This window comes from Fluctibacter halophilus (genome assembly GCF_020687825.1).
GTDB lineage: Bacteria > Pseudomonadota > Gammaproteobacteria > Enterobacterales > Alteromonadaceae > Fluctibacter > Fluctibacter halophilus.
Genome location: NZ_JAJEWP010000001.1, coordinates 1,296,582 through 1,319,788 on the forward strand (window position 1 = coordinate 1,296,582; position 23,207 = coordinate 1,319,788).

At 51.3% G+C, this 23,207-nt stretch carries 22 protein-coding genes; 17 read left to right on the forward strand and 5 right to left on the reverse strand.

Annotated elements, in window-relative coordinates; translation table 11 throughout:
• Nucleotides 1-81: 81 nt before the first annotated feature.
• On the reverse strand, nucleotides 82-2,022 hold the full coding sequence (gene ftsH, locus LJ739_RS06035; RefSeq protein WP_229158052.1) for an ATP-dependent zinc metalloprotease FtsH: 1,941 nt from the start codon (nucleotides 2,020-2,022) through the stop codon (nucleotides 82-84).
• A 518-nt stretch (nucleotides 2,023-2,540) separates the two neighbouring features.
• Between ftsH and yhbY the strand changes: the two genes are divergently transcribed.
• The 6 genes from yhbY to LJ739_RS06065 all read left to right on the forward strand — a co-directional run bounded on the left by yhbY (nucleotide 2,541) and on the right by LJ739_RS06065 (nucleotide 7,878).
• Nucleotides 2,541-2,837 (forward strand): ribosome assembly RNA-binding protein YhbY, encoded by a 297-nt coding sequence (yhbY, locus tag LJ739_RS06040; RefSeq protein ID WP_229158053.1) that lies wholly within the window; start codon nucleotides 2,541-2,543, stop codon nucleotides 2,835-2,837.
• Between the two features lie 132 nt (nucleotides 2,838-2,969).
• Entirely contained in the window at nucleotides 2,970-4,316 is a 1,347-nt protein-coding gene (locus tag LJ739_RS06045) for a pepsin-like aspartic protease (RefSeq protein ID WP_229158056.1), read from the forward strand.
• Nucleotides 4,317-4,416: 100 nt separating this feature from the next.
• Complete coding sequence (locus tag LJ739_RS06050) at nucleotides 4,417-4,860, forward strand: GNAT family N-acetyltransferase (RefSeq protein WP_229159456.1); 444 nt, start codon at nucleotides 4,417-4,419, stop codon at nucleotides 4,858-4,860.
• On the forward strand, nucleotides 4,857-5,675 hold the full coding sequence (locus LJ739_RS06055) for an SAM-dependent methyltransferase (protein ID WP_229158058.1): 819 nt from the start codon (nucleotides 4,857-4,859) through the stop codon (nucleotides 5,673-5,675). The genes LJ739_RS06050 and LJ739_RS06055 overlap by 4 nt, the downstream gene beginning before the upstream one ends.
• Nucleotides 5,676-5,770: 95 nt before the next feature.
• A complete protein-coding gene (locus LJ739_RS06060) occupies nucleotides 5,771-5,980 on the forward strand; it encodes a hypothetical protein (protein WP_229158060.1) in 210 nt (69 codons plus the stop codon).
• 140 nt (nucleotides 5,981-6,120) lie between these two features.
• The gene (locus LJ739_RS06065; RefSeq protein WP_229158062.1) at nucleotides 6,121-7,878 is read left to right on the forward strand and encodes a GGDEF domain-containing protein; all 1,758 of its coding nucleotides are present in this window, start codon (nucleotides 6,121-6,123) and stop codon (nucleotides 7,876-7,878) included.
• A 5-nt stretch (nucleotides 7,879-7,883) separates the two neighbouring features.
• Here the strand turns inward: LJ739_RS06065 and LJ739_RS06070 are convergent, their stop codons facing one another.
• Genes LJ739_RS06070 through LJ739_RS06080 form a run of 3 tightly spaced genes read right to left on the reverse strand, consistent with a single transcriptional unit; the run spans nucleotide 7,884 to nucleotide 11,340 of the window.
• The gene (locus tag LJ739_RS06070) at nucleotides 7,884-8,366 is read right to left on the reverse strand and encodes an FKBP-type peptidyl-prolyl cis-trans isomerase (protein WP_229158063.1); all 483 of its coding nucleotides are present in this window, start codon (nucleotides 8,364-8,366) and stop codon (nucleotides 7,884-7,886) included.
• 45 nt (nucleotides 8,367-8,411) lie between these two features.
• Nucleotides 8,412-8,957, reverse strand: coding sequence for a hypothetical protein (locus LJ739_RS06075; protein WP_229158065.1), 546 nt, complete (start codon nucleotides 8,955-8,957; stop codon nucleotides 8,412-8,414).
• Nucleotides 8,950-11,340, reverse strand: a complete 2,391-nt coding sequence (locus LJ739_RS06080) for a Lon protease family protein (protein WP_229158067.1) — start codon at nucleotides 11,338-11,340, stop codon at nucleotides 8,950-8,952. The genes LJ739_RS06075 and LJ739_RS06080 overlap by 8 nt, the downstream gene beginning before the upstream one ends.
• Before the next feature lie 162 nt (nucleotides 11,341-11,502).
• Here LJ739_RS06080 and LJ739_RS06085 point away from each other — a divergent pair, with 162 nt between their 5' ends.
• Nucleotides 11,503-12,027, forward strand: coding sequence for an SRPBCC family protein (locus LJ739_RS06085; protein WP_229158069.1), 525 nt, complete (start codon nucleotides 11,503-11,505; stop codon nucleotides 12,025-12,027).
• Here LJ739_RS06085 and LJ739_RS06090 read toward each other — a convergent pair.
• Nucleotides 12,024-12,506 (reverse strand): zinc ribbon-containing protein, encoded by a 483-nt coding sequence (locus LJ739_RS06090; RefSeq protein ID WP_229158071.1) that lies wholly within the window; start codon nucleotides 12,504-12,506, stop codon nucleotides 12,024-12,026. The genes LJ739_RS06085 and LJ739_RS06090 overlap by 4 nt on opposite strands.
• Nucleotides 12,507-12,684: 178 nt before the next feature.
• On the opposite strand from LJ739_RS06090, the gene leuS reads away from it, so the two are divergent.
• From leuS to LJ739_RS06140, 10 genes are read left to right on the forward strand one after another with little or no spacing between them, the layout of a single operon-like run.
• The gene (leuS, locus tag LJ739_RS06095) at nucleotides 12,685-15,282 is read left to right on the forward strand and encodes a leucine--tRNA ligase (RefSeq protein WP_229158073.1); all 2,598 of its coding nucleotides are present in this window, start codon (nucleotides 12,685-12,687) and stop codon (nucleotides 15,280-15,282) included.
• Between the two features lie 3 nt (nucleotides 15,283-15,285).
• The gene (locus LJ739_RS06100) at nucleotides 15,286-15,807 is read left to right on the forward strand and encodes an LPS-assembly lipoprotein LptE (protein ID WP_229158075.1); all 522 of its coding nucleotides are present in this window, start codon (nucleotides 15,286-15,288) and stop codon (nucleotides 15,805-15,807) included.
• 2 nt (nucleotides 15,808-15,809) lie between these two features.
• Nucleotides 15,810-16,832, forward strand: a complete 1,023-nt coding sequence (holA, locus tag LJ739_RS06105; protein ID WP_229158077.1) for a DNA polymerase III subunit delta — start codon at nucleotides 15,810-15,812, stop codon at nucleotides 16,830-16,832.
• A complete protein-coding gene (gene nadD / locus LJ739_RS06110; RefSeq protein WP_229158078.1) occupies nucleotides 16,829-17,482 on the forward strand; it encodes a nicotinate-nucleotide adenylyltransferase in 654 nt (217 codons plus the stop codon). Before holA ends, nadD begins: the two co-directional genes overlap by 4 nt.
• A 45-nt stretch (nucleotides 17,483-17,527) precedes the next feature.
• Complete coding sequence (rsfS, locus tag LJ739_RS06115) at nucleotides 17,528-17,845, forward strand: ribosome silencing factor (protein ID WP_267494161.1); 318 nt, start codon at nucleotides 17,528-17,530, stop codon at nucleotides 17,843-17,845.
• Nucleotides 17,846-17,854: 9 nt separating this feature from the next.
• On the forward strand, nucleotides 17,855-18,325 hold the full coding sequence (rlmH, locus tag LJ739_RS06120; protein ID WP_229158080.1) for a 23S rRNA (pseudouridine(1915)-N(3))-methyltransferase RlmH: 471 nt from the start codon (nucleotides 17,855-17,857) through the stop codon (nucleotides 18,323-18,325).
• A gap of 2 nt (nucleotides 18,326-18,327) precedes the next feature.
• Nucleotides 18,328-20,235: a penicillin-binding protein 2 gene (gene mrdA, locus LJ739_RS06125; protein ID WP_229158082.1), complete on the forward strand. Its 1,908-nt coding sequence runs from the start codon at nucleotides 18,328-18,330 to the stop codon at nucleotides 20,233-20,235.
• Complete coding sequence (rodA, locus tag LJ739_RS06130) at nucleotides 20,236-21,351, forward strand: rod shape-determining protein RodA (protein ID WP_229158084.1); 1,116 nt, start codon at nucleotides 20,236-20,238, stop codon at nucleotides 21,349-21,351.
• Nucleotides 21,352-21,394: 43 nt separating this feature from the next.
• On the forward strand, nucleotides 21,395-22,402 hold the full coding sequence (gene mltB / locus LJ739_RS06135; protein ID WP_267494163.1) for a lytic murein transglycosylase B: 1,008 nt from the start codon (nucleotides 21,395-21,397) through the stop codon (nucleotides 22,400-22,402).
• A complete protein-coding gene (locus tag LJ739_RS06140; protein ID WP_229158088.1) occupies nucleotides 22,402-23,199 on the forward strand; it encodes a septal ring lytic transglycosylase RlpA family protein in 798 nt (265 codons plus the stop codon). Before mltB ends, LJ739_RS06140 begins: the two co-directional genes overlap by 1 nt.
• Nucleotides 23,200-23,207 lie beyond the last annotated feature (8 nt).

Sequence of the window (23,207 nt, forward strand, 5' to 3'; positions counted from 1 at the left end):
AAAGCTAAGCGTCCACGGTATTAACAGGTGATAAAAAAGGTCGACCGCGTTTGCGGTCGACCTTGTTCCTAACCCTTGGAATTAACCCGGAATGTCGCCAGGTTTTCCGACTGAAGGGCCTTGTTTACCTTCGTTGTCTTTTCCAACCGGCGCGCCACCTGTGGGCGAATCATCATCACGTTGTTTAGATTCATCCCAATCCGCCGGCGGGCGTACGTCACGACGTTCCATGAGGTCGTCAATCTGTTTGGCGTCAATAGTTTCATACTTCATTAACGCATCTTTCATGGCGTGCAGAATATCAATGTTGTCTTGAAGAATACTTTCAGCACGCTCATAGTTACGGTCAATCAGTGACTTGATTTCAGCATCAATGGCCCGCGCGGTGTCATCAGACATATGCTTTGCCTTGGACATGCTGCGACCCAGGAACACTTCGCCTTCTTCTTCAGCGTACAGCATAGGTCCCATTTTGCTGGACAAGCCCCATTGTGTAACCATCTTGCGGGCAATGTCAGTGGCTCGTTCGATATCGTTCGACGCACCGGTGGTGACCTTGTCATCACCGTAAATGATCTGCTCCGCTATCCGTCCGCCAAACAAACTGGAGATCATACTCTCAAGGTGTTGTTTACTGTGACTAACCCTATCCTGTTCAGGCAGGTACATTGTAACGCCAAGGGCTCTGCCGCGCGGAATAATGGACACCTTGTAAACCGGATCATGTTCTGGCACCAGACGACCAACGATGGCGTGACCCGCCTCGTGGTAAGCAGTCATGGTCTTCTCTTCCTCGGACATAACCATCGACTTACGCTCAGAACCCATCATGATCTTGTCTTTGGCTTTATCGAACTCTTCCATTGAGACCAAACGTTTATTGGAACGAGCGGCAAACAACGCAGCCTCATTGACCAGGTTGGCCAAATCGGCACCTGAGAACCCAGGTGTTCCGCGAGCAATCACGGAGGGCTCTACGTTGTCCGCAACAGGTACTTTACGGATATGTACTTTTAGAATTTGCTCTCGACCTCGGATATCCGGCAGACCAACCACCACCTGACGGTCAAAACGGCCTGGACGCAACAACGCAGGATCCAGTACGTCAGGACGGTTTGTGGCAGCGATAACAATAATGCCTTCATGTCCTTCAAAGCCGTCCATCTCGACCAGCATTTGGTTGAGGGTCTGCTCACGCTCATCGTGTCCACCACCCAGACCGGCGCCCCGTTGGCGACCAACGGCATCAATTTCGTCGATGAAAATAATGCACGGCGCAGACTTCTTCGCCTGTTCGAACATGTCACGTACGCGAGAGGCGCCAACACCAACGAACATTTCAACAAAGTCAGAACCGGAGATGGTGAAAAATGGCACTTTGGCTTCACCGGCAATGGCTTTCGCCAACAGTGTTTTACCGGTACCGGGAGGACCTACCATCAACACACCTTTGGGAATTTTCCCGCCCAGTTTCTGGAACTTGGTCGGATCCCGCAGAAAGTCCACTAATTCAGCGACGTCTTCTTTCGCTTCATCACAACCGGCGACATCTGCAAAGGTGGTCTTAATCTGATCTTCACCCAGCAAGCGCGCTTTACTTTTACCAAATGACATGGCACCGCGGCCACCGCCGCCCTGCATTTGGCGCATGAAGAAAATCCACACACCAATCAACAGCAACATGGGGAACCAGGAAATGAAGATAGTGGCCAGGAACGACTGCTGCTCGGGTGGCTTACCCAGAATCTTCACGTCATTTTTAATCAGATCTGAAACCAGTTGTTCATCAAAATAAGGAATGTACGTTGTGAACGTCTCGCCAGTGCGTTTCTTGCCGCGGATCTCACGGGCATCACTGTCGATACGAACTTCACGGATCATGCCGTTGTTCGCTTCTTTAATGAAGGTTGTGTAGTCGGTTTGTACCTGGCTTGACTCACCGGGTGAGAAGCTCTGGAATACCGACATCAATACCACTGCGATCACTAACCACAGGATCAAATTTTTCGCCATGTCGCTCAACGCTATTAACCTCTGTTAACTTAAATCTGCTCCGTAGAGCCTTTCCTTGAAAGACTACTACAGTTTAAAACCGGTCGCTACCAGATAAACTTCGTGGCCCGCGGCCTTCGAAATATCAGGTACACCTCTTTTCACCACGTCCATCGTGGCTAAAACGCCCAGTGCATCTCTACAACCTGGGTGTTACCAAAACCTTCTCAGAACCCTCTCTGGCCCGGACTTTTGCTGAAACCGACTTTCCATCTATCCCGTGTAATTACGTTTGTCACAAGCAGATTGATCAACGGACTGTGGCTGGGCATCACACCCGCTCTCATCGTTACACCGTAACACAGCACCGATCTCTGAAGGCGTCACTCTGACGGCCCTTGTACCTATGTGCCTCCTGTTGAACACTTCCCGAAAGTCGCTTTTTTTTCCTTCAATACCGTTTCTTGATAGGCATATGCTCAAGATGGCGCTAGAATAACGCTTTTCAACCGTGTAAATACAAATTTAATTGTAAGAAATCGTTCTTAATGAAGTTAACTAATAAGCAGAAGCAATATCTCAAAGGGCTGGCCCATTCATTGAAACCTGTCGTTCAATTGGGCGGCAACGGGCTCACAGAAGGCGTGCTGGCAGAAATCGAAAACGCCCTGAGCCATCACGAACTGATCAAAGTCAAAGTGCCGACCGATGATCGCGACGAGAAGTCGTTGATCATGGATGCCATTGTACGCGAAACACACGCAGAAAAATTGCAGGTCATTGGTCATGTCATGATCATGTTCCGTCAGAGTGATGAAAAGAAAATCCAGATCCCGAAAGGCTAAACCCGCGCTATTCACGCCCAAACCCTGCTGTTTTGGCGTGAATGCTCTTGTCTACAGCAAATTCTGAATTAATCACACGACATCATTCCATGCTGTTGATATGCTTTGCCTACAGGCCATCAAGGAAGGCTGATGAGTGTGAAGCAGAATACCACCCGAAGAGTGTTTCCTATCACCAACGTATACGCGAAAGGCGGTTACACGTTGGAAGTAAAGCTGGGCAGTAACCAGCAACCCGCAAACCTGATCCTGGACACTGGCAGCAGCACACTGGTCGTCCAACGGGAAGACTATGACCCATTCACTGACCAGGCACTGTCACCTACCAGTCTGGCCCAAAACGTAGTCTATGGCATGGGCGGTTGGTACGGACCTGTGATCACCACAGACGTCAGCCTGGGAGATGGCCAGCATCACATACGGCTACAGGAAGTACACCTGGCATTCACCAAAAAAGAATCCGAAACCAGCTTTGCACAGGCTGATGGCATGCTCGGTCTTGGCTTTATGGAACTCAACATCGCCCATGATTTACATGATTACCTGGCCTCCAACCAGGTTGATCCGCGGGTTACGTTTCCATGGTTCGTGACAGATCAGCAGAAGGATGACGATGTACAACAATTCCGCACGTTTTTACATGAATACCCCAAACAACCATTAACACCCTACTTCACCCAACTAACCGCCAGCGGCATGGTAGCCAATCAATTTGGTTTCTACATCCACCGGGCCAGTATTTATCATACCCATGATAATGCCAATGCGACGGAACTGGCTGAGCACCCGCTCAATCAAGGGCTATTCGTAATGGGCGATGCAGTCAACCATGCCCACGTTTTTACCGGTCAACCCCGCGCGCTGAAGGTCGTCGACGACAAATACTACAATGTACAACTCAAAAGCATGCAGGTGGGCGAATGTCCGGCCGTAGAGGCGCCTGAGCTAGGTACCCACTTCGACCACTATGGCTCCAATGCAATTATCGACAGTGGTGCATCAATGGTTGTTTTGCCAGATACCTTGTTTGAGACTCTGATCGATGATTTGGCCAAACACCATCCGGATTTTGCTCAACTGCTGGCACCGTTCGCACAGTTCACCGGACAGGAAAAAGGCATTCCCATCGATCTGGTTGATGTTGAACTGTGGCCAGACATTCATTTTGTATTCGATGACATTGACGGGCAGCCCATCACATTAACAATGTCGCCAACGTCTTTTTGGCAGGCCCATGCGCCAGCTCGAGACCAGATAGCGTTCCAATTTATCAAATTAGCCCATTGGCCCAACCAGGCCATTTTTGGTCTGCCCTTTATGTGTAATTATTTTACGATTTTTGACCGCGATCAGGGCAAGCATGGCGCCGTGCTGTTGGCGGATAAAGTCTGTGCAGTGCACGCGGTTCCCCGAGCCCATCAGGAAGATGTAGCGTTACTGTGTCAGCTGTTGCATAAACACGGACTCGCCGCTTCCTGACATGCTTTTGCTCAACGTTAAACCACATGGCCTTAGCTGCCAACGGGCCACGCCTAAAACGCTGAGCGGCGCTGAAGCCTTGTTTCGTTGCGAACAGGTAATGCAGCACATCAGTGCCCCGCTAAGCGCAGATCAAGCCAGGAAAAGGGTAAAATGGCTGATGCAATGTGATAAAAACCCTGCCAATGCCATCTGGGTATTGCTCGATAAACACCAACTGCTCCAGGGATTGATCACGCTACTGGACGATGCTGAGCAAAACCGAGCAGAAATGGGCATCATGCTGCTTCCGCGCTGGCATGGCTCCGGTCTTGGCGCTAAAGCCCTGTATGCCCTGACGCGGGTGGCTTTTCTGGACCTTAACAAGACGGCGTTATTTGCGCAGGTCAGCGAGCACAACCTGACTGTGGCCCGAATACTCAGGGCGCTGGGCTTTACTGAATCACGCCATCAGAAACACAGCCTGCGTCATTTTAACTGCACAATACAACAGTGGCGCGACAATGCCCGCCACACGCTGTTTACCTCAAGAGGAACCCCATGAACCAACAACCCCCATCACAATCCAGTGGCAGTATTGTTTGTGTCGGTCTCGGCATGACCTTAGGCGCCCATTTGAGCCCACTGTCGCGCAACCACATCGCACAAGCTGACGTCGTTTTTGTCGCAGTGTCAAACCCTGTTGTTGAAGCCTGGGTGATGGAAATGAATCCCGATGTACGCAGCTTGCAAAGCTGTTATCAGGACGGTAAAGATCGGCGTCAAAGCTATCGCGACATGGTCGACATGATGATGCAAGAAGTACGGGCCGGTAAAAACGTGGTGGGTGCGTTCTATGGTCATCCCGGCGTCTTTGCCCTACCGCCCCATGACGTGATCCGTAAAGCCCGCGAGGAAGGTTACTATGCCCACATGGAGCCTGGTATATCTGCGGAGGATTGTCTGTATGCCGATATGGGAATTGATCCCGGTTCGGTGGGGTCAATTCACTATGAAGCCTCTCAGTTTATGTTTTACAACCGGGCAATCGATACTGCCGCCTATGTGATCCTCTGGCAGGTAGGTATCGCCGGTGATAAAACCTATGGCATGTACAGCTCCCCCAACGCGTTTCGCCAGGTCTTGTGCGATCAACTGCTAGCTTATTACCCTGCTGACCATCAGATTGCATTATACGAATGCCCTACGCTACCCATACATGGCCCCAGAATCACCTGGCTTCCGTTGTCACAGCTGGCGGACGCACAAACCAGCCAGGAAACCACCATGGTCATACCGCCTGCCAGGGTTGCTGAAAAAAATCACGCGGTATTAGAAAAGCTGAAATCCCTTCATGATCAACAACAAACGGTCGATTAAACTGCTATGCAATGTCATCCAGTTGCACTAACATGAAATGGTTGGCCACACCACGGACAACAAACCACACAACAAAGAAAGAAGGAACCGAAATTATGTCAGCACTGCAATTACTGGAAGCTCTGGCGTGTGATCCGTCCCAACGACGCAATCTCAGCGTCCCCCAGCAACTCGCTGAGGCTATCGAGGATGCCGAACAAGGGAAAGATAAATATTGGTGTATCATTTTTCCGAGTGAACCTGACGACCAGGAAGACGATGACAAAGATGATGAGGATGACAGCGACAAGATTTCACTGCATTAATCCTCGTAACTGACCCGGCATTCAGTGTCGCTTGCCGGGTCGTTTTTAGGGCTCAATAACAAATACGACGAAGCCCTCGACTTTCACGCTCGCCGATTTATAATCACTGTCGTTTTTTGATCAAAAATAGCTATTGCCTGATGAGATTTATTTTTGCCATTGCTTTATTGTTTACGATGCACGCCAGTGCAGACGTATTGCGTAGTGATGAGCAACAGGCGCTGTTAGAAACGCTAGAACAGGCAGATGCGGCACGCTCATCTGACCCCTCAACCCTGAGCAAAGCCATTAATCGTATTTCGCCGGTCGACCTTCACCCAGCGGATTTTAATTATTATCGCTACCTGAAGGCTTATAGTCTCTACTTTCAGGGCGACAGTGTCAGTGCGGTCAGCCTGCTCAAACGGATTGAGCAAGAAGCCTCAGGTGACACCTATTTTAGAGCAGTTGCCCTGTTAACCAACCTTTACTCTCTGCAAGGTGCATGGCGAGAGGGGCTCGAGATCACCACCACGTTGACCCGCAGTTTGGGCGATATTACCACCGTCAGAGTGCGCTCCCAGGTGTTGGGCGCCATGAGTGTTTTCTACAACCAATTGGGCGATTACCAGAGTGCTGAGTTCTATGCCACACAACTGATCAACACCACAGACATCCCTCGTTTGGGGTGTGCAGGACGTGGGGCTTTAGCAGAAGCCTTGTTAAACCAGAATCGCTTGGACGCGTTAAAAAGCGTCCTCGACGAGTGGATCAGTTACTGTGAACAAGCAGACGAAGCCATGCTGGTAGCACTGCTGCACTCTTTCTTGGCACAAGCCTATATCGATGAAGTCAGGGTTGAAGATGCTTATCAGGTATTGAGCAATCAGCTTGATCGGGTTCAGGCCATCAACTATCCGGCGCTAACCGCGAGGGTTTTAAGTCAGATGGCCAAAACGGAATTGCTCCGCGGAGAACTGGAAAACGCAAAATCATTTGCCAGCCGTGCGCTGGCAGCACAACCCTCTCAGGTTTATCAACCCGCCCTGGTCATGGCGTTTGACGTTTTATACCAGGTCAGTGAAGCGCAGCAACAATACCAGCAGGCGCTGGTGTACCTGAAAAGCTATTACGACAGTCAGCGCCAGCTTAATGACGACACTGAAGTGAGGGAACGGGTGATTCAACAACAGCGCATCGCCAACCTGGAAAGCCAGACTCGCATTGATTTGCTCGGTAAAGAAAACGCGCTATTACGAACCCAGTCAGAATTGGCGGAGCAACAATCGAGTAATAATCGGCTTGCCCTCGCCCTGGCCTTTACACTGGTGTTAATGTTGCTGTTGCTCACCTACCGTTCAAGACGGTTACAACACCGATTGCGCCGTATTGCTGAGACCGATGAACTGACAGGCGTCGCAAACCGACATCATTTTAACAAGCTGGCCAAAAACCGGATAGACGAAGCCAATGTGCGTAACAAACAAATGGCATTTGTGTTGTTTGACCTGGACCATTTCAAAGACGTCAATGATACTTACGGCCACCTGACCGGTGACCTGGTACTCAAGCAAGCGATCAATGCGGTACGCAGTGTGTGTCGCAGCGATGATCTGATCGGGCGCATGGGTGGTGAGGAATTTGCCATTCTGTTGCCGGGTTGTTCAATAGACAAGGCATTGGAATTGGCCGAGTCATGTCGCCGTGCTATCGAGGAGCTGTGCCGTCAAACCAACGATCTCCCTATCAATCTGACGGCCAGTTTTGGCGTGGCGGATGCAGCAACAACCGGGTATGAGTTCGAAGCGTTGTTTGCTGGCGCAGACGCGGCGTTATATCAATCCAAATCCATGGGACGTAATCAGGTATATCAATACGCCGAAGGTCAGTTGCAAACCATGCAACCAACCCTGGCGTAACTGCATCAGTGTTGGTGTCCGCCTACACCGTGCGCATGGCCATGTTCAAGTTCCTCGGCACTGGCAGCTCTGACTGACTCAACCGCCAGTTCAAAGTTTAACGTTTTTCCGGCCAATGGATGGTTCAAATCAACCGTTGCCATAAACTTACCCACTTTCTTCACCGTTACCTGTCGCTGGCCTTGATCAGTATTGACCACGGCAACCATACCGGGTTTCCATTGTTTGGCCCCCATAAGATGCTTCACAGAAACCCGCTGTTCGGCGTCAGCCTGGATTTCACCAAAGGTAACCTCTGGCCCAAGTTCTACGCTGAAGCGGTCGCCGGTGGCCTTGCCGTCCAATGCCTGTTCCACTCCGGGCATCATATTATTGTGCCCGTGCAGATACAGTGCGGGATGTTGGTCAAAACTGGATTCTAATTCTGTGCCTTGTTCATCGGTGATACGGTAATGAAATTGAACCACAGTGTCTTTACTGACGTTCATTGTGAACTCCTGAAACGAAAAAGTGACGAAGTGTAGCACACCGCCTTATTGGGTGAACAATACTCCTGACGGTTCAATACAGGCATCGACGGACCGTTGTTTTGCCTGGCGATTGACCTGCCAACACTCTTCATAAATCGAACAGTAACACAGGGTAAAATCCAGCCCGTTATCAAACCCGGACAACTGCTCAATGGTCTTTGGATTAGTAAATGAGAGCACGGTGATTTGCTTGTCGGCGGGGATCACCATGCGACTGATCTGGGACTGCACAAAACCAACGTCGTCGAGCCCCATGCTGTCGAATAACGCGCGCCATGTTGGGTAATAGGTGTCGTCATAGCCTACCTGAACGTATTTGACGATCGCAGGCCCGGTACCGTTATTGATGACCAGGTAATCAAGCTGAGATTTGCCCACCTGCGGCGCGTAGCTCCGCGCCACCATCAATTGCGGCCATACTGAGGCCCGTGCATAATCCCGATCAATGGATGCCGAATACAAGCTCACAACCACAGCAACGAAGCTGACAACCAGCGCAGATATGCCGACCAGCATATCAGGTCTCTTGAACCAAGCTGCGTTACTCATCGTCAGACGCACCATTCACGATATTGGCAATACTGTACAATCGATTGACGGCCAGGTAGTTGATACTCGACTTCGGATAGCGCCCTTTGGCAGACAACTGACCGGCTTCTTTGTCCATCAGTAATTCCAGCGCCTGGTCAACCGTTTCAACCGTGTAAATATGGAACATCCCTTTTTTAACCGCCTGTACCACCGGCGGTGACAACATCAGATTGACCTGATTCGATTTTGGGATCACCACACCCTGAGTGCCGGTGAGTCCACGGTGTAAACACACGGTGAAAAAGCCTTCTATCTTTTCGTTCACGCCGCCGACCGACTGTACTTCACCGTACTGATTGATGGAGCCGGTAATAGCAAGATCCTGTCGCGCGGGCAAATTGGTCAGGGCTGAAATCAGCGCCACCAGTTCCCCCAGCGACGCACTGTCACCATCAATATGACCGTAAGACTGCTCCAGCGCGATGTTGGCCGACAGGGTTAGGGGGAAAAATTGCGCGTACTTGTTGCCAAGATAACCGGTTAATAGCATCACCCCTTTTGAGTGGATCGGTTGTCCGAGCTCGACTTCACGTTCAATATCAACAACACCGTTAGCCCCGGCGTATACTGTCGATGTGATCCGTGCCGGCGTACCGAACACACTGTCACCGATTTCCAGTACGGTCAGGCCATTCACCTGGCCGACTTTACGGCCGTCGGTGGCAATCAGTATCTGTCCTTCTTTGATGTCATCCAACAATGCCTGATTAACCCGGCCTGTACGCCTCGTCTTAGCGTCGAGTGCTGCCTGGATGTGCTCCAGATCTAACACCAGCGACTTGTTTTCAATGCAGAAATAGCGTGCTTCATTGAGCAGCTCAATCACGTCTGAAAACCGTGCCGAAAGACGTTGCTGATGTTCTGCCAGGCGCAAACTGTATTCCACCAGGCGATACATTGCCTTGGCTGAGATACTGTGCAGTCCCAGTGAACTGACCTGACTGCGCACCCGCCCGACAAAATCGTACAACGTGCTTTTATCCAGTGGAATTTCATGATCAAAGTCGACCAATACGCGGAACAGTTCATCAAACTCGTCATCATAGTCCTGCAGCGCGTAGTACAGGTCCCGACTGCCCATCAGGACCACTTTGACTTTTAGCGGAATGGTTTGCGGTGACAACGTAATAGAATTGACCATACCCACATCATGTTGTGGCAACTCCATGCGCAGTTCACCAAACTTGAGGGCCAGCTTAAGGGCATCCCACACGTAAGGCTGCTCTATCATTTTGTCCGCATCCAGCAACAGATATCCACCATTGGCTCGATGCAGTGCGCCGGGCCTTATCATCCGGTAGTTGGTGAACACCGACCCCTGCACGTTGGTGTACTCGATACGACCGAACAGGTTCTGATGGGTGGGATTCGCTTCGTACACGATCGGCGCACCGCTGTTAAGCTCATGAGCAACCAGGATATTCGGTAGATAAAGTTCTTCCAATGTGGCCCGCTTGTCGAACTCATCGTGTTTGTCTTCTTTCGTCTCCTGCGCCAGCAGTTCCACTACCGTATCGACCAAATGGGGTTTCAATTGGCGCAAGAATTTAAGCACACCCAAATCACCGGCATAGGTGTGCTCCAATGCTTTGAGGATTGGTTTGATGCCCTGCTCGGCGGTTTGACGTTTTAGTAAACGCAATTGCTCGGACATTTGTCGTTTCCATTGCGGCAATTCAATCAGCGCTTCACTGAGGCGGTTTTCCAATGTATCGATCAGATCATAATAGTACTGGCGCTGTTCATCACTGAAGTGGGCAAATTCGGCATCGGTAATCGGTTTTCCGTCGATGATCGGTGAGAAGCTGATAGTACCGCTCTCTTCATACAAGGCAACATTGTTGGCCTGTGCATACTGCTCTACCCCATCAATGGCCTGGTCATAGCGCTGGTCGAAGCCCCGTGCAATGGCTGCCTTCTTACGCTGATATCCAGGGTTGTCAAACGCCGCAGGAAAGGTGTCGAGCAATTCATCAACCAACTCTTCCATGTGCTTGTGCAGTTTTTTTCCCTCACCGGGGGACAGACGCAGGACAAACGGCTCGCGCTCGTCTTCGAAATTGTTGATAAAACACCAGTCGTCCGGGGTCGGCACATTCACCACCTGCTTGGCGATATACTCATGCACCAGGGTGTAACGGCCAGTGGCATGTTCGCCCATGACATAAAGGTTGTACCCTTTGGCTTCTATGCCCAAACCAAAACTGAGGGCTTCCCGTGCCCGAATCTGGCCAACAAAGGTTGCATTGAGTACTTGATCGTCTTTGAGCGCTTGATTGATCAGGCGCCTGCTGGGTCGTGCCGACAATTGATTGGCCTGCAGTGAGACGTGATGATCCATGTTTGCCTACTGTGATGTTTTCTTTCAGTGAAACCCGATTACCCGGGCAAGTCAATCTTGTGTGACACTGTCCGTTCAGTTTATCGCCAACATCGTTGATGTGTGGCGTTGAGCGGGTTAACCCAGTACAGTTAGTATGGATCAGTGCAAGGACAGAAAACCATGAAAATATCCCTCTTAACACTGCTGATGCTATTCGCACAACCAGTTCTACTGGCAGAAGTTGTGCATGTCGATGAACACGGTTTTCAGGTCACCAACACCGCTACTGTTCAGCAATCCCCTGACCAGGTATGGCGTGCCTTGATCAACGATGTTGACCAATGGTGGCCAAAAGACCATACATGGTGGCGTGGTGCACTGAGCATCGAGGCCAGCGCCGGAGGGTGTTTTTGTGAAGTCGCCGATGATCGCTCAGCGCAGCACATGGATATTCGTTTCGTTGATCCATCCAAACGCCTGATAATGACCGGTGGCCTTGGCCCTTTACAAGGCATGGGCATGCACGGCGCGCTGGACTGGACATTAACCCCTATCCCGTCCGGCACCCAGATAACACTGTCTTATTCTGTGGTTGGCATTCATCCTCAGGGCTTTACAGACTTGGCTCCGGTGGTTGCCGATGTCCAGGCATTGCAACTGGCAGGGCTCTCCACTTACCTGTCTGCCAAAACAACGCAGGATTAACGGCTATTGGAACGAAAAAAGCGCTCGTTGCCACATTGAAGACAGGGTTCAATGGTGGTAACAAAATCAACACTGACCTGATGACCGCAACGGGTACAGGTCAGCGTACCAAGACTGACCAGCTCACCGGCCTGGTATTCGCCCTGATGGGCGATATCAAGGCTCAACTCTTCCATTTCCAGCCGATTCTGATCCGACAGCCGAGCTAACTGTTGCCAAAACAACCCTTTGACACTTTGCCACCAAAATGACGAACCGGCGGCCGCCTGCCACTGTTGTCTGAAGGTTTCAATATCGCGCAGCAACCAATTCTCCAGCATTAATAACTCGTCTTTGCTGAGTGACTCCCCCGCATGCCAATAGGCTTTCGCAGTTTCGATGATGTCCATTAACGACAACACATCGTTCTCCGCGGCTTGCTGGATGAAATCGGCAGCATTGTCCATGGCACGTTGGTATCGCGATTGATGCTCTTGCATAACAGTCCTTTCGGTTACACCTTATGGTCAAATTATAGTCATGTTGCCCCTGAATTTGCACAACTGCCGGAAATTGCACCGAATTGCTGTGCTCTGCCTATTGTCGATGTCGCCACCGCTAAGGTATTCTTACGGGTTTATATCATCATTGACGACTTACGCGCAGGAACAGACCTGAATGGCCGATAAACAGTATCATCCCCAAGACATTGAACAACACGTACAGGCTCACTGGGAACAAAGCCAGGCATTTAATGTGTCTGTCGACGACGACAAAGAAAAGTTCTATTGCTTATCCATGTTTCCCTACCCCAGTGGTCGATTGCACATGGGGCATGTACGCAACTATACCATTGGCGATGTGATCAGCCGTTATCAGCGCATGTTAGGTAAGAATGTATTACAACCCATGGGTTGGGATGCGTTCGGTCTACCGGCTGAAAACGCCGCCATCAATAACAAAACAGCGCCTGCGAAATGGACGTACGCCAACATCGAGTACATGAAGCAACAATTGAAGTCGCTGGGTTTTGGTTACGATTGGGACCGCGAAATTGCCACGTGTAAACCGGATTACTATCGTTGGGAACAATGGTTTTTCACCCGCTTGTACGAAAAAGGCCTGGTGTACAAGAAAAACGCCACCGTCAACTGGGATCCGGTCGATCAAACCGTACTGGCCAATGAGCAGGTGGTCGATGGTCGCGGCTGGCGTTCCGGCGCTTTGGTGGAACAAAAAGAAATTCCTCAATGGTTCATTAAAATCACGGATTACGCCGAAGAACTGCTCGGTGATCTGTCAGAGTTAAGTGACTGGCCTGAACAGGTCGTCGCCATGCAGCGCAACTGGATTGGGCGCTCAGAAGGGGTAGAGATCACGTTTAATCTTGAACACCCTGTCGCCGGTCAGGATCATTTCGACGTTTACACGACTCGCCCCGACACACTGATGGGCGTTACCTACGTCGGCATCGCTGCCAGCCACCCGATTGCAACAGCGGCAGCCCAAAACAACCCTGCGCTGCAAGCGTTTATTGACGAATGCAAAAATACCAAAGTGGCTGAAGCCGATCTGGCCACGATGGAGAAAAAAGGGTGTGCTACCGGTTTGTATGCGATTCATCCGATATCCGGGGTCAAAGTACCCGTTTGGGTCGCCAACTTTGTCCTGATGGATTACGGTTCCGGCGCAGTGATGGCTGTTCCGGGCCATGATCAACGTGATTGGGAATTTGCCACCAAGTATGGTTTACCCATTGTCCAGGTGATTCAACCTGAAGACGAGTCCTTGGTACAACTGGATCAGCAGGCAATGACCGAGAAAGGTCAATTGATCAATTCGGGTCATTTTGATGGCCTGTCTTCAGAGCAGGCATTTGACAAAATTGCCGAGGAGTTGGAAAACCAGGGTAAAGGGAAGCGCACGGTAAATTACCGATTACGCGATTGGGGCGTGTCTCGCCAACGCTATTGGGGGGCGCCGATTCCGATGTTGAATCTTGAAAACGGTGACTCTGTGCCTGTGCCAGCCGATCAATTACCCGTCGTTCTGCCCGAAGACGTCGAAATGGATGGCGTAACCTCGCCTATCAAGGCTGACCCAACCTGGTCAACCACGAGTTACGAGGGACAGCCGGCAACCCGAGAAACAGACACGTTCGACACCTTTATGGAATCGTCCTGGTATTATGCTCGCTATGCCTGTGCCACCAATGATGGCGCAATGCTTGATCCCACCGAGTCGAATTACTGGCTTCCGGTCGATCAGTATGTGGGCGGTATTGAGCACGCCATCTTACACCTGTTGTATTCACGCTTCTTCCACAAGTTGTTGCGCGATGAAGGCCTGGTTACCTCCAATGAACCGTTTAAACGCCTGTTGTGTCAGGGTATGGTGCTGGCGGACAGTTATTACCGTGAAGAAGCATCCGGTAAAAAACACTGGTACGCTCCGGCCGACGTTGAAACCGAAAAAGATGAAAAAGGCCGTATCGTCAAAGCGTGGTTGAAAAGCGACGGACAGCCGGTTGAACATGGCGGCATGACAAAAATGTCAAAGTCGAAAAACAACGGTATCGATCCTCAACAGGTCATTGATCAATACGGTGCGGACACCGTTCGTTTGTTTACCATGTTCGCAGCGCCACCAGAGCAAACCCTGGAATGGGTTGATTCGGGTGTTGAGGGTGCCCATCGCTTTTTAAAGCGGGTTTGGAAACTGGCCCAGGAAGTTATTGCACAGGATGGACATGAATCTCTGGACGTAAACGCACTCAACGGTGATCAGAAGGCATTGCGCCGTGAAATCCACAAAACCATTGCCAAAGTGTCAGACGATGTTGGTCGCCGACAAACGTTTAATACCGCCATCGCCGCCATCATGGAGCTTCTGAATCACCTGCAAAAAGCACCGCAGGCATCAGCTCAGGACAACGCGGTCTTGCGCGAAGGCATCGAAGCCGTGGTGTTGTTACTGACACCAATAACACCACACATCTGTCATGTATTGTGGCGTGAACTGGGCCATAACGATGATGTTTCAACACACCCCTGGCCGAGTGCAGACGCGTCTGCGATGGTAGAAGACGAGAAGTTGGTTGTCGTACAGGTTAACGGTAAAGTCCGGGCCAAAATTACCGTGCCTGCCGATGCTCAACAAGCCGCAGTTCAGGAGCTCGCTTTGGCAGAGCAAAACGTCCAGCAATTTACCGATGGCAAGACCATCCGCAAGGTGATCTATGTACCCGGTAAATTGCTCAACATTGTGGCGAACTGATCCATGTACAGCGCCCTATTGCGGTCCACTCTGATCCCGTTGCTGGTTGTGCTGACAACCAGTTGCGGGTTTACGTTACGTGGCGACATTCGTTTGCCGGACAATCATACCGGCGTAACACTGTCACCTGAACTGACCCATTTACCGCTGCAGCGGGCGTTAAAGGCCAGTCTGGAACAGTTTCAGATAAACTATGCTGAAACGTTGCCGGCAAGTGACAGCGATCAGATCCATATTCAGCTGATGCCAGAATCGCTGAATCGCCGGTTGCTATCGTTGTTTCCCACCGGTCAGGTTGCCGAGTATGAATTGCTGTTAACCGTGCGTTATGACGTCACGTTTCCTGGACAGGAAACCCATCGGGTCGATTTTGAAATCAGTCGCGAGTATCAGGATGACCCAGACGCCATTCTGGCAAAATCCCGGGAACTGGATTTAATCCTTCATGAGATGCGTCAGGAAGCCGCAGAGCGGATTGTACGGCTACTTGCCTCACAGGCGATACAAACCAAGGCCTCAGGATAACCATGCAGGTCTACCCCAACCGGCTTAGCAGCCAGCTTCAGCAATCCTTGGCGAATCACTATCTGGTGTTCGGGGATGAACCGCAACAAAAGATCGATGCGCTGGACCAAATTCGTCATGCCGCGCGGCAGCAAGGGTTTGACGAGCGGCAATCATTGCTGGCCGACAATCAGTTTGAATGGCGCGAACTACTTGACGCAACCCAGACAATGTCATTGTTTGCCTCACGGCAATTGATTGAATTGGAACTGCCCAGTGGAAAGCCGGGTACCGAAGGCGCAAAAATTCTTACAGAATTGGCCCAGCAGCCCAATGCCGATGTACTACTGGTGATACACGGTGCCAAAATCGGTAAAGACGTTCAGAACAGCAAATGGTTTAAAACACTGGATAAAAACGGGGTATATGTTCCCTGTTATCCGCTGGAAGGGAAATCGCTGCAGCAATGGATCACGCAGCACATGCGTGACCATGGTTTTTCGCCAACACCGGAACAGGTATCACTGGTCGCCGATTTCTGCGAAGGTAACTTGCTCGCTGCCCGCCAGGAGATCGATAAACTTGCCTTGTTGTACCCTGATCGTCAATTGTCGATGGATGCAATGCAGCAAGCCATGGTCGATCAGTCGCGCTACAACGTCTTTCAGTTGATAGATGTGCTACTGAGTGGTGATGCCCAACGCAGCATTAAAATGTTGCACAGACTCGAAAATGAGGGGCTCGAACCAACCATTGTGTTGTGGGCGTTGGTGCGGGAATGGCAGACCTTACAACAATTGCGTCAGTCGCTTGATCAGGGCCAAACCATCAACTGGGCCAAGTTGCGCATCTGGAAAAACCGCCAGTCACTTTATCAACAAGCCTTACACCGCTTAAACGGTCAACACCTGAAAAACCTGGGTGAACACCTGTCCAATATCGACAGTCGTCTCAAGCGCAGCGAATTAACCCGTCCCTACGTCACCCTGTGTCATTTGTGCCTGATGTTCATGCCGATGGCACTTGAAACGGTGCCGCTGGAATGACATTTAACCCTACATCCCCACTGGGGATTCTTGGCGGCACCTTCGATCCCATCCACAACGGCCATCTCGGCCCGGTGCAGGAAGCCGCTCAGCGTATCGGATTGTCAGGCGTCACACTACTGCCCTGCCATATTCCACCGCATAGAGCGACGCCGTCGGTAAGCGCCGAACAACGCCTTGAAATGGCCCGGCTGGCGTGCCTGGACTGGCCTTTTTTCAGCGTCGATGATCGGGAGCTACGCAGAGACACCCCCTCATACACCGTTGATACCTTGCACCAATTGCGCGCTGAATCAGCGCAACGTCCGCTGTGTTTTTTTATCGGCATGGACAGTTGGTTATCGTTTGATCAATGGGTGCGTTGGCAGGAGATACTGACCTTGTGTCACCTGGTTGTATGTCAACGACCCGGCTATCCTGAAAAACCCAGTAACGCGCTGCAAGAAGCCCTTAGTCAACGGCAAACCGAGCACCCCTCGGCATTGCTTGAGCGTCCTTGCGGACACATTTTTTTCGCACCGTCAACGCGCGTTGATATCTCGGCAACCACACTTCGGCAGCGCCTCGCAGCAGGTGAAGATGCAAAAACGTGGCTGCCGGCGCGGGTACTAAACTACATTCAACAGCACCATTTGTATGGGATTGACTGAGCAATCTGATACACTGCAAACAGACCTAAACCAAGGAGCCCTTTTTTGGATCACAACACCTTCACACAATTTGTCATTGATAAAATGGAAGATTTAAAAGCCCGCGATATCGTCACTCTGGATGTCAGCGGCAAGTCCACGGTTACCGATACCATGTTGGTGTGTTCCGGCAATTCAAAGCGCCATGTGGTGTCAATTGCTGACAATGTGATACAAGAGTGCAAAAAAGCGTCACACCCGCCCCTCAGTGTAGAAGGCCAGGATACCGGTGAATGGGTTTTGGTCGATCTGGGTGAGATCATCGTCCATGTGATGCAGGATGAAACCCGCGATTTTTACCAACTCGAGAAGCTGTGGGGCTAGGAACGCGACATGCGCATACAACTGGTAGCAGTAGGGACAAAAATGCCAGCCTGGGTGGAACAAGGGTATCAGGAATATGCCCGCCGTTTTCCATCGGATATGCCATTGAGTTTGCTTGAGATACCAGCCCAGAAACGGGGCAAAAATGCCGACATAAAGCGAATATTGGACAAAGAAGGCGATGCGACCCTTGCGGCAATCCCAAAAGGCAACCGTATCGTGACACTGGAAGTGACCGGTAAACCCTGGGATACCCCCCAACTGGCCTCTCATATGGCCAAATGGCAAATGGATGGGCGGGATGTCAGTTTATTGATTGGGGGGCCAGAGGGTCTGGCGCCAAACTGTATCGCCGCCAGTGAACAACGCTGGTCGCTGTCTGCTCTGACCTTACCTCACCCATTGGTGCGAATCGTTGTTGCCGAAGCCTTATATCGAGCCTGGTCACTGAACACAAATCACCCTTATCATCGCGAGTAGTCATGCCCAGACAGCGCATCACCATTAAAGATCATACCGCCGAGGCCAACCTGTTTGCCCGCCGGGCATTTATTGCCATGATCATCGTAGGTGTGATGCTGACTGTCCTGATCAGCAACCTCTACTACCTTCAGGTAACCCGACACGAAGACTACCAGACCCGTTCCAATGGAAACCGGATCAAGGTGTTGCCTGTCGCCCCAAACCGAGGACTGATTTACGATCGAAACGGCACATTGCTGGCAGAGAACCGGCCGGTATTCTCTCTTGAAGTGGTACCGGAAGATGTTGAAGACCTCGATGCCACACTGGCGCAATTACAACAGTTGCTCAACATTTCCGACGAAGAAATCGCTGATTTTCATAAAAACCTAAAACGTCAACGTCGCTTCAAACCGGTTTCTTTGAGAAACCGCCTGCAACCCACTGAAGTGGCGATTTTCTCTGCCAACCAACATAAGTTTTCAGGCGTCAGTGTTGAAGCTCGCCTCACCCGTCACTATCCCTACGGTGATGTACTAACCCATGTGTTGGGCTATGTTGCCCGGATCAATAAGAAAGACCTGCAGAAGCTTGCCGAAGCGGATTTAGAAGCCAACTATGCGGCAACCCACGATATCGGAAAACAAGGTGTCGAAAAGTATCATGAAGCGCGCCTGCACGGTGAAGTGGGCTACCAGGAAGTTGAGGTAAACAGTAAAGGCCGGATAATCCGTACACTGAACTTCAGTCCCCCCGTCCCCGGCGAAGATGTGGTGCTGAATATCGATGTGCGTCTGCAAATGGAAATTCAGCAAGCACTTGAAGGTTACCGGGGCTCCGTGGTTGCACTGGATCCACGCTCCGGCGGTGTACTGGCGTTGTACTCGAACCCCTCTTACGATCCCAATTTGTTCGTGCATGGGATCAGTTCAAAAAATTACCGGGCCTTACTGGACTCACGCAACCGGCCCCTGATCAACCGCGCCACCCAAGGGCAGTATCCACCGGCCTCAACCGTAAAACCACTGCTTGCTCTTGCCGGTCTCGATGCGGGAGTGATCACACCGGACACCAGCATGATGGATTATGGCCGCTATCAATTAAAAAACGTCAATCATGTGTGGCGTGACTGGCAACCCTGGGGACATGGCAAAGTCAATGTTACCAAGGCCATCGAAGTCTCCTGCGACACCTTCTTTTATGATTTGGCTTACCGCCTGGGCATCGATCGCATGAACGAAGCGATGACGCCTTTTGGCTTCGGTGATTATACCGGCATCGATTTGTACGAAGAGTCCGATGGCAACATGCCCAGCCGGGGCTGGAAACGTGCCCGTTTCAACCAACCGTGGTACATCGGTGATACCATTCCGGTCGGGATCGGACAAAGTTTCTGGACCGCTACGCCTTTACAACTGGCACAAGCCATCAGCATTCTTGCCAACCGCGGAGAGCATTTTATTCCACAAATCCGTCGCGGCAGCATCGTCAACGATGAGGTCATCATCGATGAACCGAAACGTCGGCCCCCTATCGTGCTGCAAAACGAAAGCAACTGGGACGTGGTGTTAGATGCTATGTACGGCACCGTGAATCGCGAACATGGTGGAGCCCGCAAGGCATTCCAGGGAACAACCTATATCTCGGCAGGCAAAACCGGTACCGCCCAGTTGTTCAGTATTGGTCAGGACGAAGAATACGAAGAAGAAAACGTTGCTGAACATCTACGCGACAATGCAATGTATGTCGGATATGCGCCCTATGATGATCCCGAAATCGTGGTGGCTGTGGCGCTGGAAAATGCTGGCGGCGGCGGCAAAAATGCCGCCCCGATTGCACGTCGGGTGATGGACTATTATTTCAAGGACAGAACCGATATGGTGCAGCGCGATGCAACACAAAACGGGCCTGAAGACAGCGTAAACTAGATGCTTAGAACCAAGTTAGAACCGAATAAACAGAGCCTGCTCAACAAGATCCACATTGATGGCTACTTATTACTTGGCCTGCTGGCCCTGATGGGCGTCGGCCTGGTGACTATTTATGCCGCCGGCGGTCAGGACTGGCACCTGATCCAGCGTCAATTGATCAGACTCGGCGTTGCCATGGCGGTCATGCTGACCCTGGCCCAGATACCACCGATGGCCTATCAACGACTCTCTATCTATTTCTACGTTGTAGGTGTGCTGATGTTGGTTGGCGTGCTGGCTTTCGGCGTGGTCGGCAAAGGCGCACAGCGTTGGCTGGATTTGGGCGTTTTTCGCTTCCAGCCCTCGGAAATCATGAAACTTGCAGTACCGATGATGGTGGCGTGGTACATCGCACGTTTCAATCTGCCACCGCGTACCTACCACATATTTGTGGGGTTTGTGCTGGTCAGCGTCCCCACCCTGTTAATCGCCAAGCAACCGGACTTGGGGACTTCGCTACTGATCGCCAGCTCGGGCATTTTTGTGCTGTTTCTTGCCGGGATGCGTTGGAAACTGATTGGGATTATCGCCGGACTCGGGTCAGCCTTTGTTCCGATCATGTGGTTCTATCTGATGCAGGACTACCAAAAGCAACGGGTTATCACCTTTATGAACCCAGAGAGTGATCCACTCGGTGCGGGCTACCACATTATCCAATCGAAAATTGCCATTGGTTCAGGGGGACTCGAAGGGAAAGGCTGGCTGCAAGGGACCCAGTCCCAATTGGAGTTTCTCCCTGAACGTCATACAGACTTTATCTTTGCGGTCTTTAGTGAAGAGTTTGGCCTTATTGGTGTACTGGGATTACTGGCGATTTATGCGTTTATCATTACCAGAGGCCTGCTGATCGCCATGCGTGCGCAGGAAGCGTACACCAAGCTGCTGGCTGGCAGTATTACACTGACCTTTTTCGTCTACGTGTTTGTCAATATGGGCATGGTATCCGGTATTCTGCCGGTAGTAGGCGTTCCGTTGCCACTGGTCAGTTATGGTGGCACATCGATGGTGACATTGCTGGCCGGTTTTGGCATTCTAATGGCCATCAGTACCCAAAAACGGTTACTGTCCCGATAACAATAACACGCCAGCTGATGAATCAGCGGTTCAGGGATACGGTATGTGTGCGCATAAACTTCTAGGGGGCCGTGTATCAAGGGCCCTTGTGTTAACAGTGGCGGCGAGTTTCTCAGTATTTGCCGGTGCATCATCGGACATCGAACGTTCAAAGCAGGCGTTTGTCGATGAATTGGTCAATCAACACGGATTTACCCAACAACAAGTGTCTGACATTTTGGCCACCGCCAACAAGTCGCAACCGATCCTGGAGGCGATTGCGCGGCCCTGGGAAGCCAAGCCCTGGCATCAGTACTATCCCATATTCCTGACCGAAAAACGTCTCAACAGAGGTCTTGCGTTTATGCAGCAGCATGCGCAGGCACTACAGCGCGCTGAGAAAGAAACCGGCGTCCCCGCTCACATTATTACCGCCATCATCGGCATCGAGACCTTTTATGGCAGCTATACCGGTAAGCATTCTGTACTGGATGCCCTGTACACACTGGGGTTCTACTATCCCCCACGGGCCAGCTTTTTCCGCAAAGAACTGGCAGAATTCTTTTTGCTCAGTCGCGAAGAACAGTTCGACATGAATGCCGTCAAGGGTTCCTATGCTGGCGCCATGGGCTGGGGACAGTTTATTTCCTCCAGTTATCGCCACTACGCGGTGGATTTTGATCACGATGGCAAGCGAGACCTGCTAACGAACCCTGTCGATGCCATTGGCAGTGTCGCCAATTATTTTAAACAGCATGGCTGGCGCAGCGGACAACCCGTTGCTTTCGCCGTCGAGGTCAACAATCTGCAAGGGTTGGACATCAATACCGACCTGAAGTATCAGACTACCTGGGCGGATTTGGCCAAGGCCGGCCTTACTGTGCCACACGGGTTGACCTTATCCGCCGATATGCCGGCAAAGGTGTTTCCTTTTGAACAGCAAAATAGCACCGAACACTGGGTTGGCTTGCATAACTTTTACGTCATTACCCGTTACAATCACAGCCCGCTTTATGCCATGGCCGTGTATCAGTTCAGTCAACAATTAAGAGATGCCGCGGAGCAACACTGATGCGCTATCTTGTCATTGGATTATTGATTCTATCGGTGATCGGCTGTGCCTCACAAGGACGCTATACACAGCGCCATGACAGCCATCCAGAGTACGTGCGTGCCGATATCGACTTTACCAACGTGGTGCCGCGCTACGAACCCTACCGCGCAGCGACGTTGCGTCCCTACACTGTACTGGGCAAGCACTATGTCCCGCTAAAAACCGGTAAAGGTTATACCGCCACCGGAGAAGCCTCCTGGTATGGGCAGAAGTTCCATGGGCATAAAACCGCCAATGGCGAAACCTACGACATGTTCAAAATGTCCGCGGCGCACAAAACCTTGCCTTTGCCCAGCTTTGTGCGGGTAACAAACCTGGAAAACGGCCGCCAGGCCATCGTCAGAGTCAATGACCGCGGCCCGTTTCACAGTGATCGTGTGATTGATTTATCCTATGCCGCAGCGATGAAGCTGGACATCATTAAAACCGGCACCGGCAAGGTAAAGCTGGACATTATGCACGTGGATGACCAAGGTATTTTGACCGTCGGTAACCAACCTGTGGTGTCACCTGTCGAAGAGGCAAACCAGTCTTTGTTTATCCAGGTCGCGGCATTGCAGGACAGCCGTCGAATCGAACAATTGGCCAAGGGGCTCGCCAGCTTGTATCAGGTGCCGACCCACACACCGGTTGAAAACGGTGTCTATCGGTTGCGATTGGGCCCACTGAGCGATGCCACACAGGCCAGTCAGTTATTGGAAGATTTGAAACGTGGTGGATATCCGGGCGCTTACACCTTGTATGCGCCTCACTAAATCCTTAA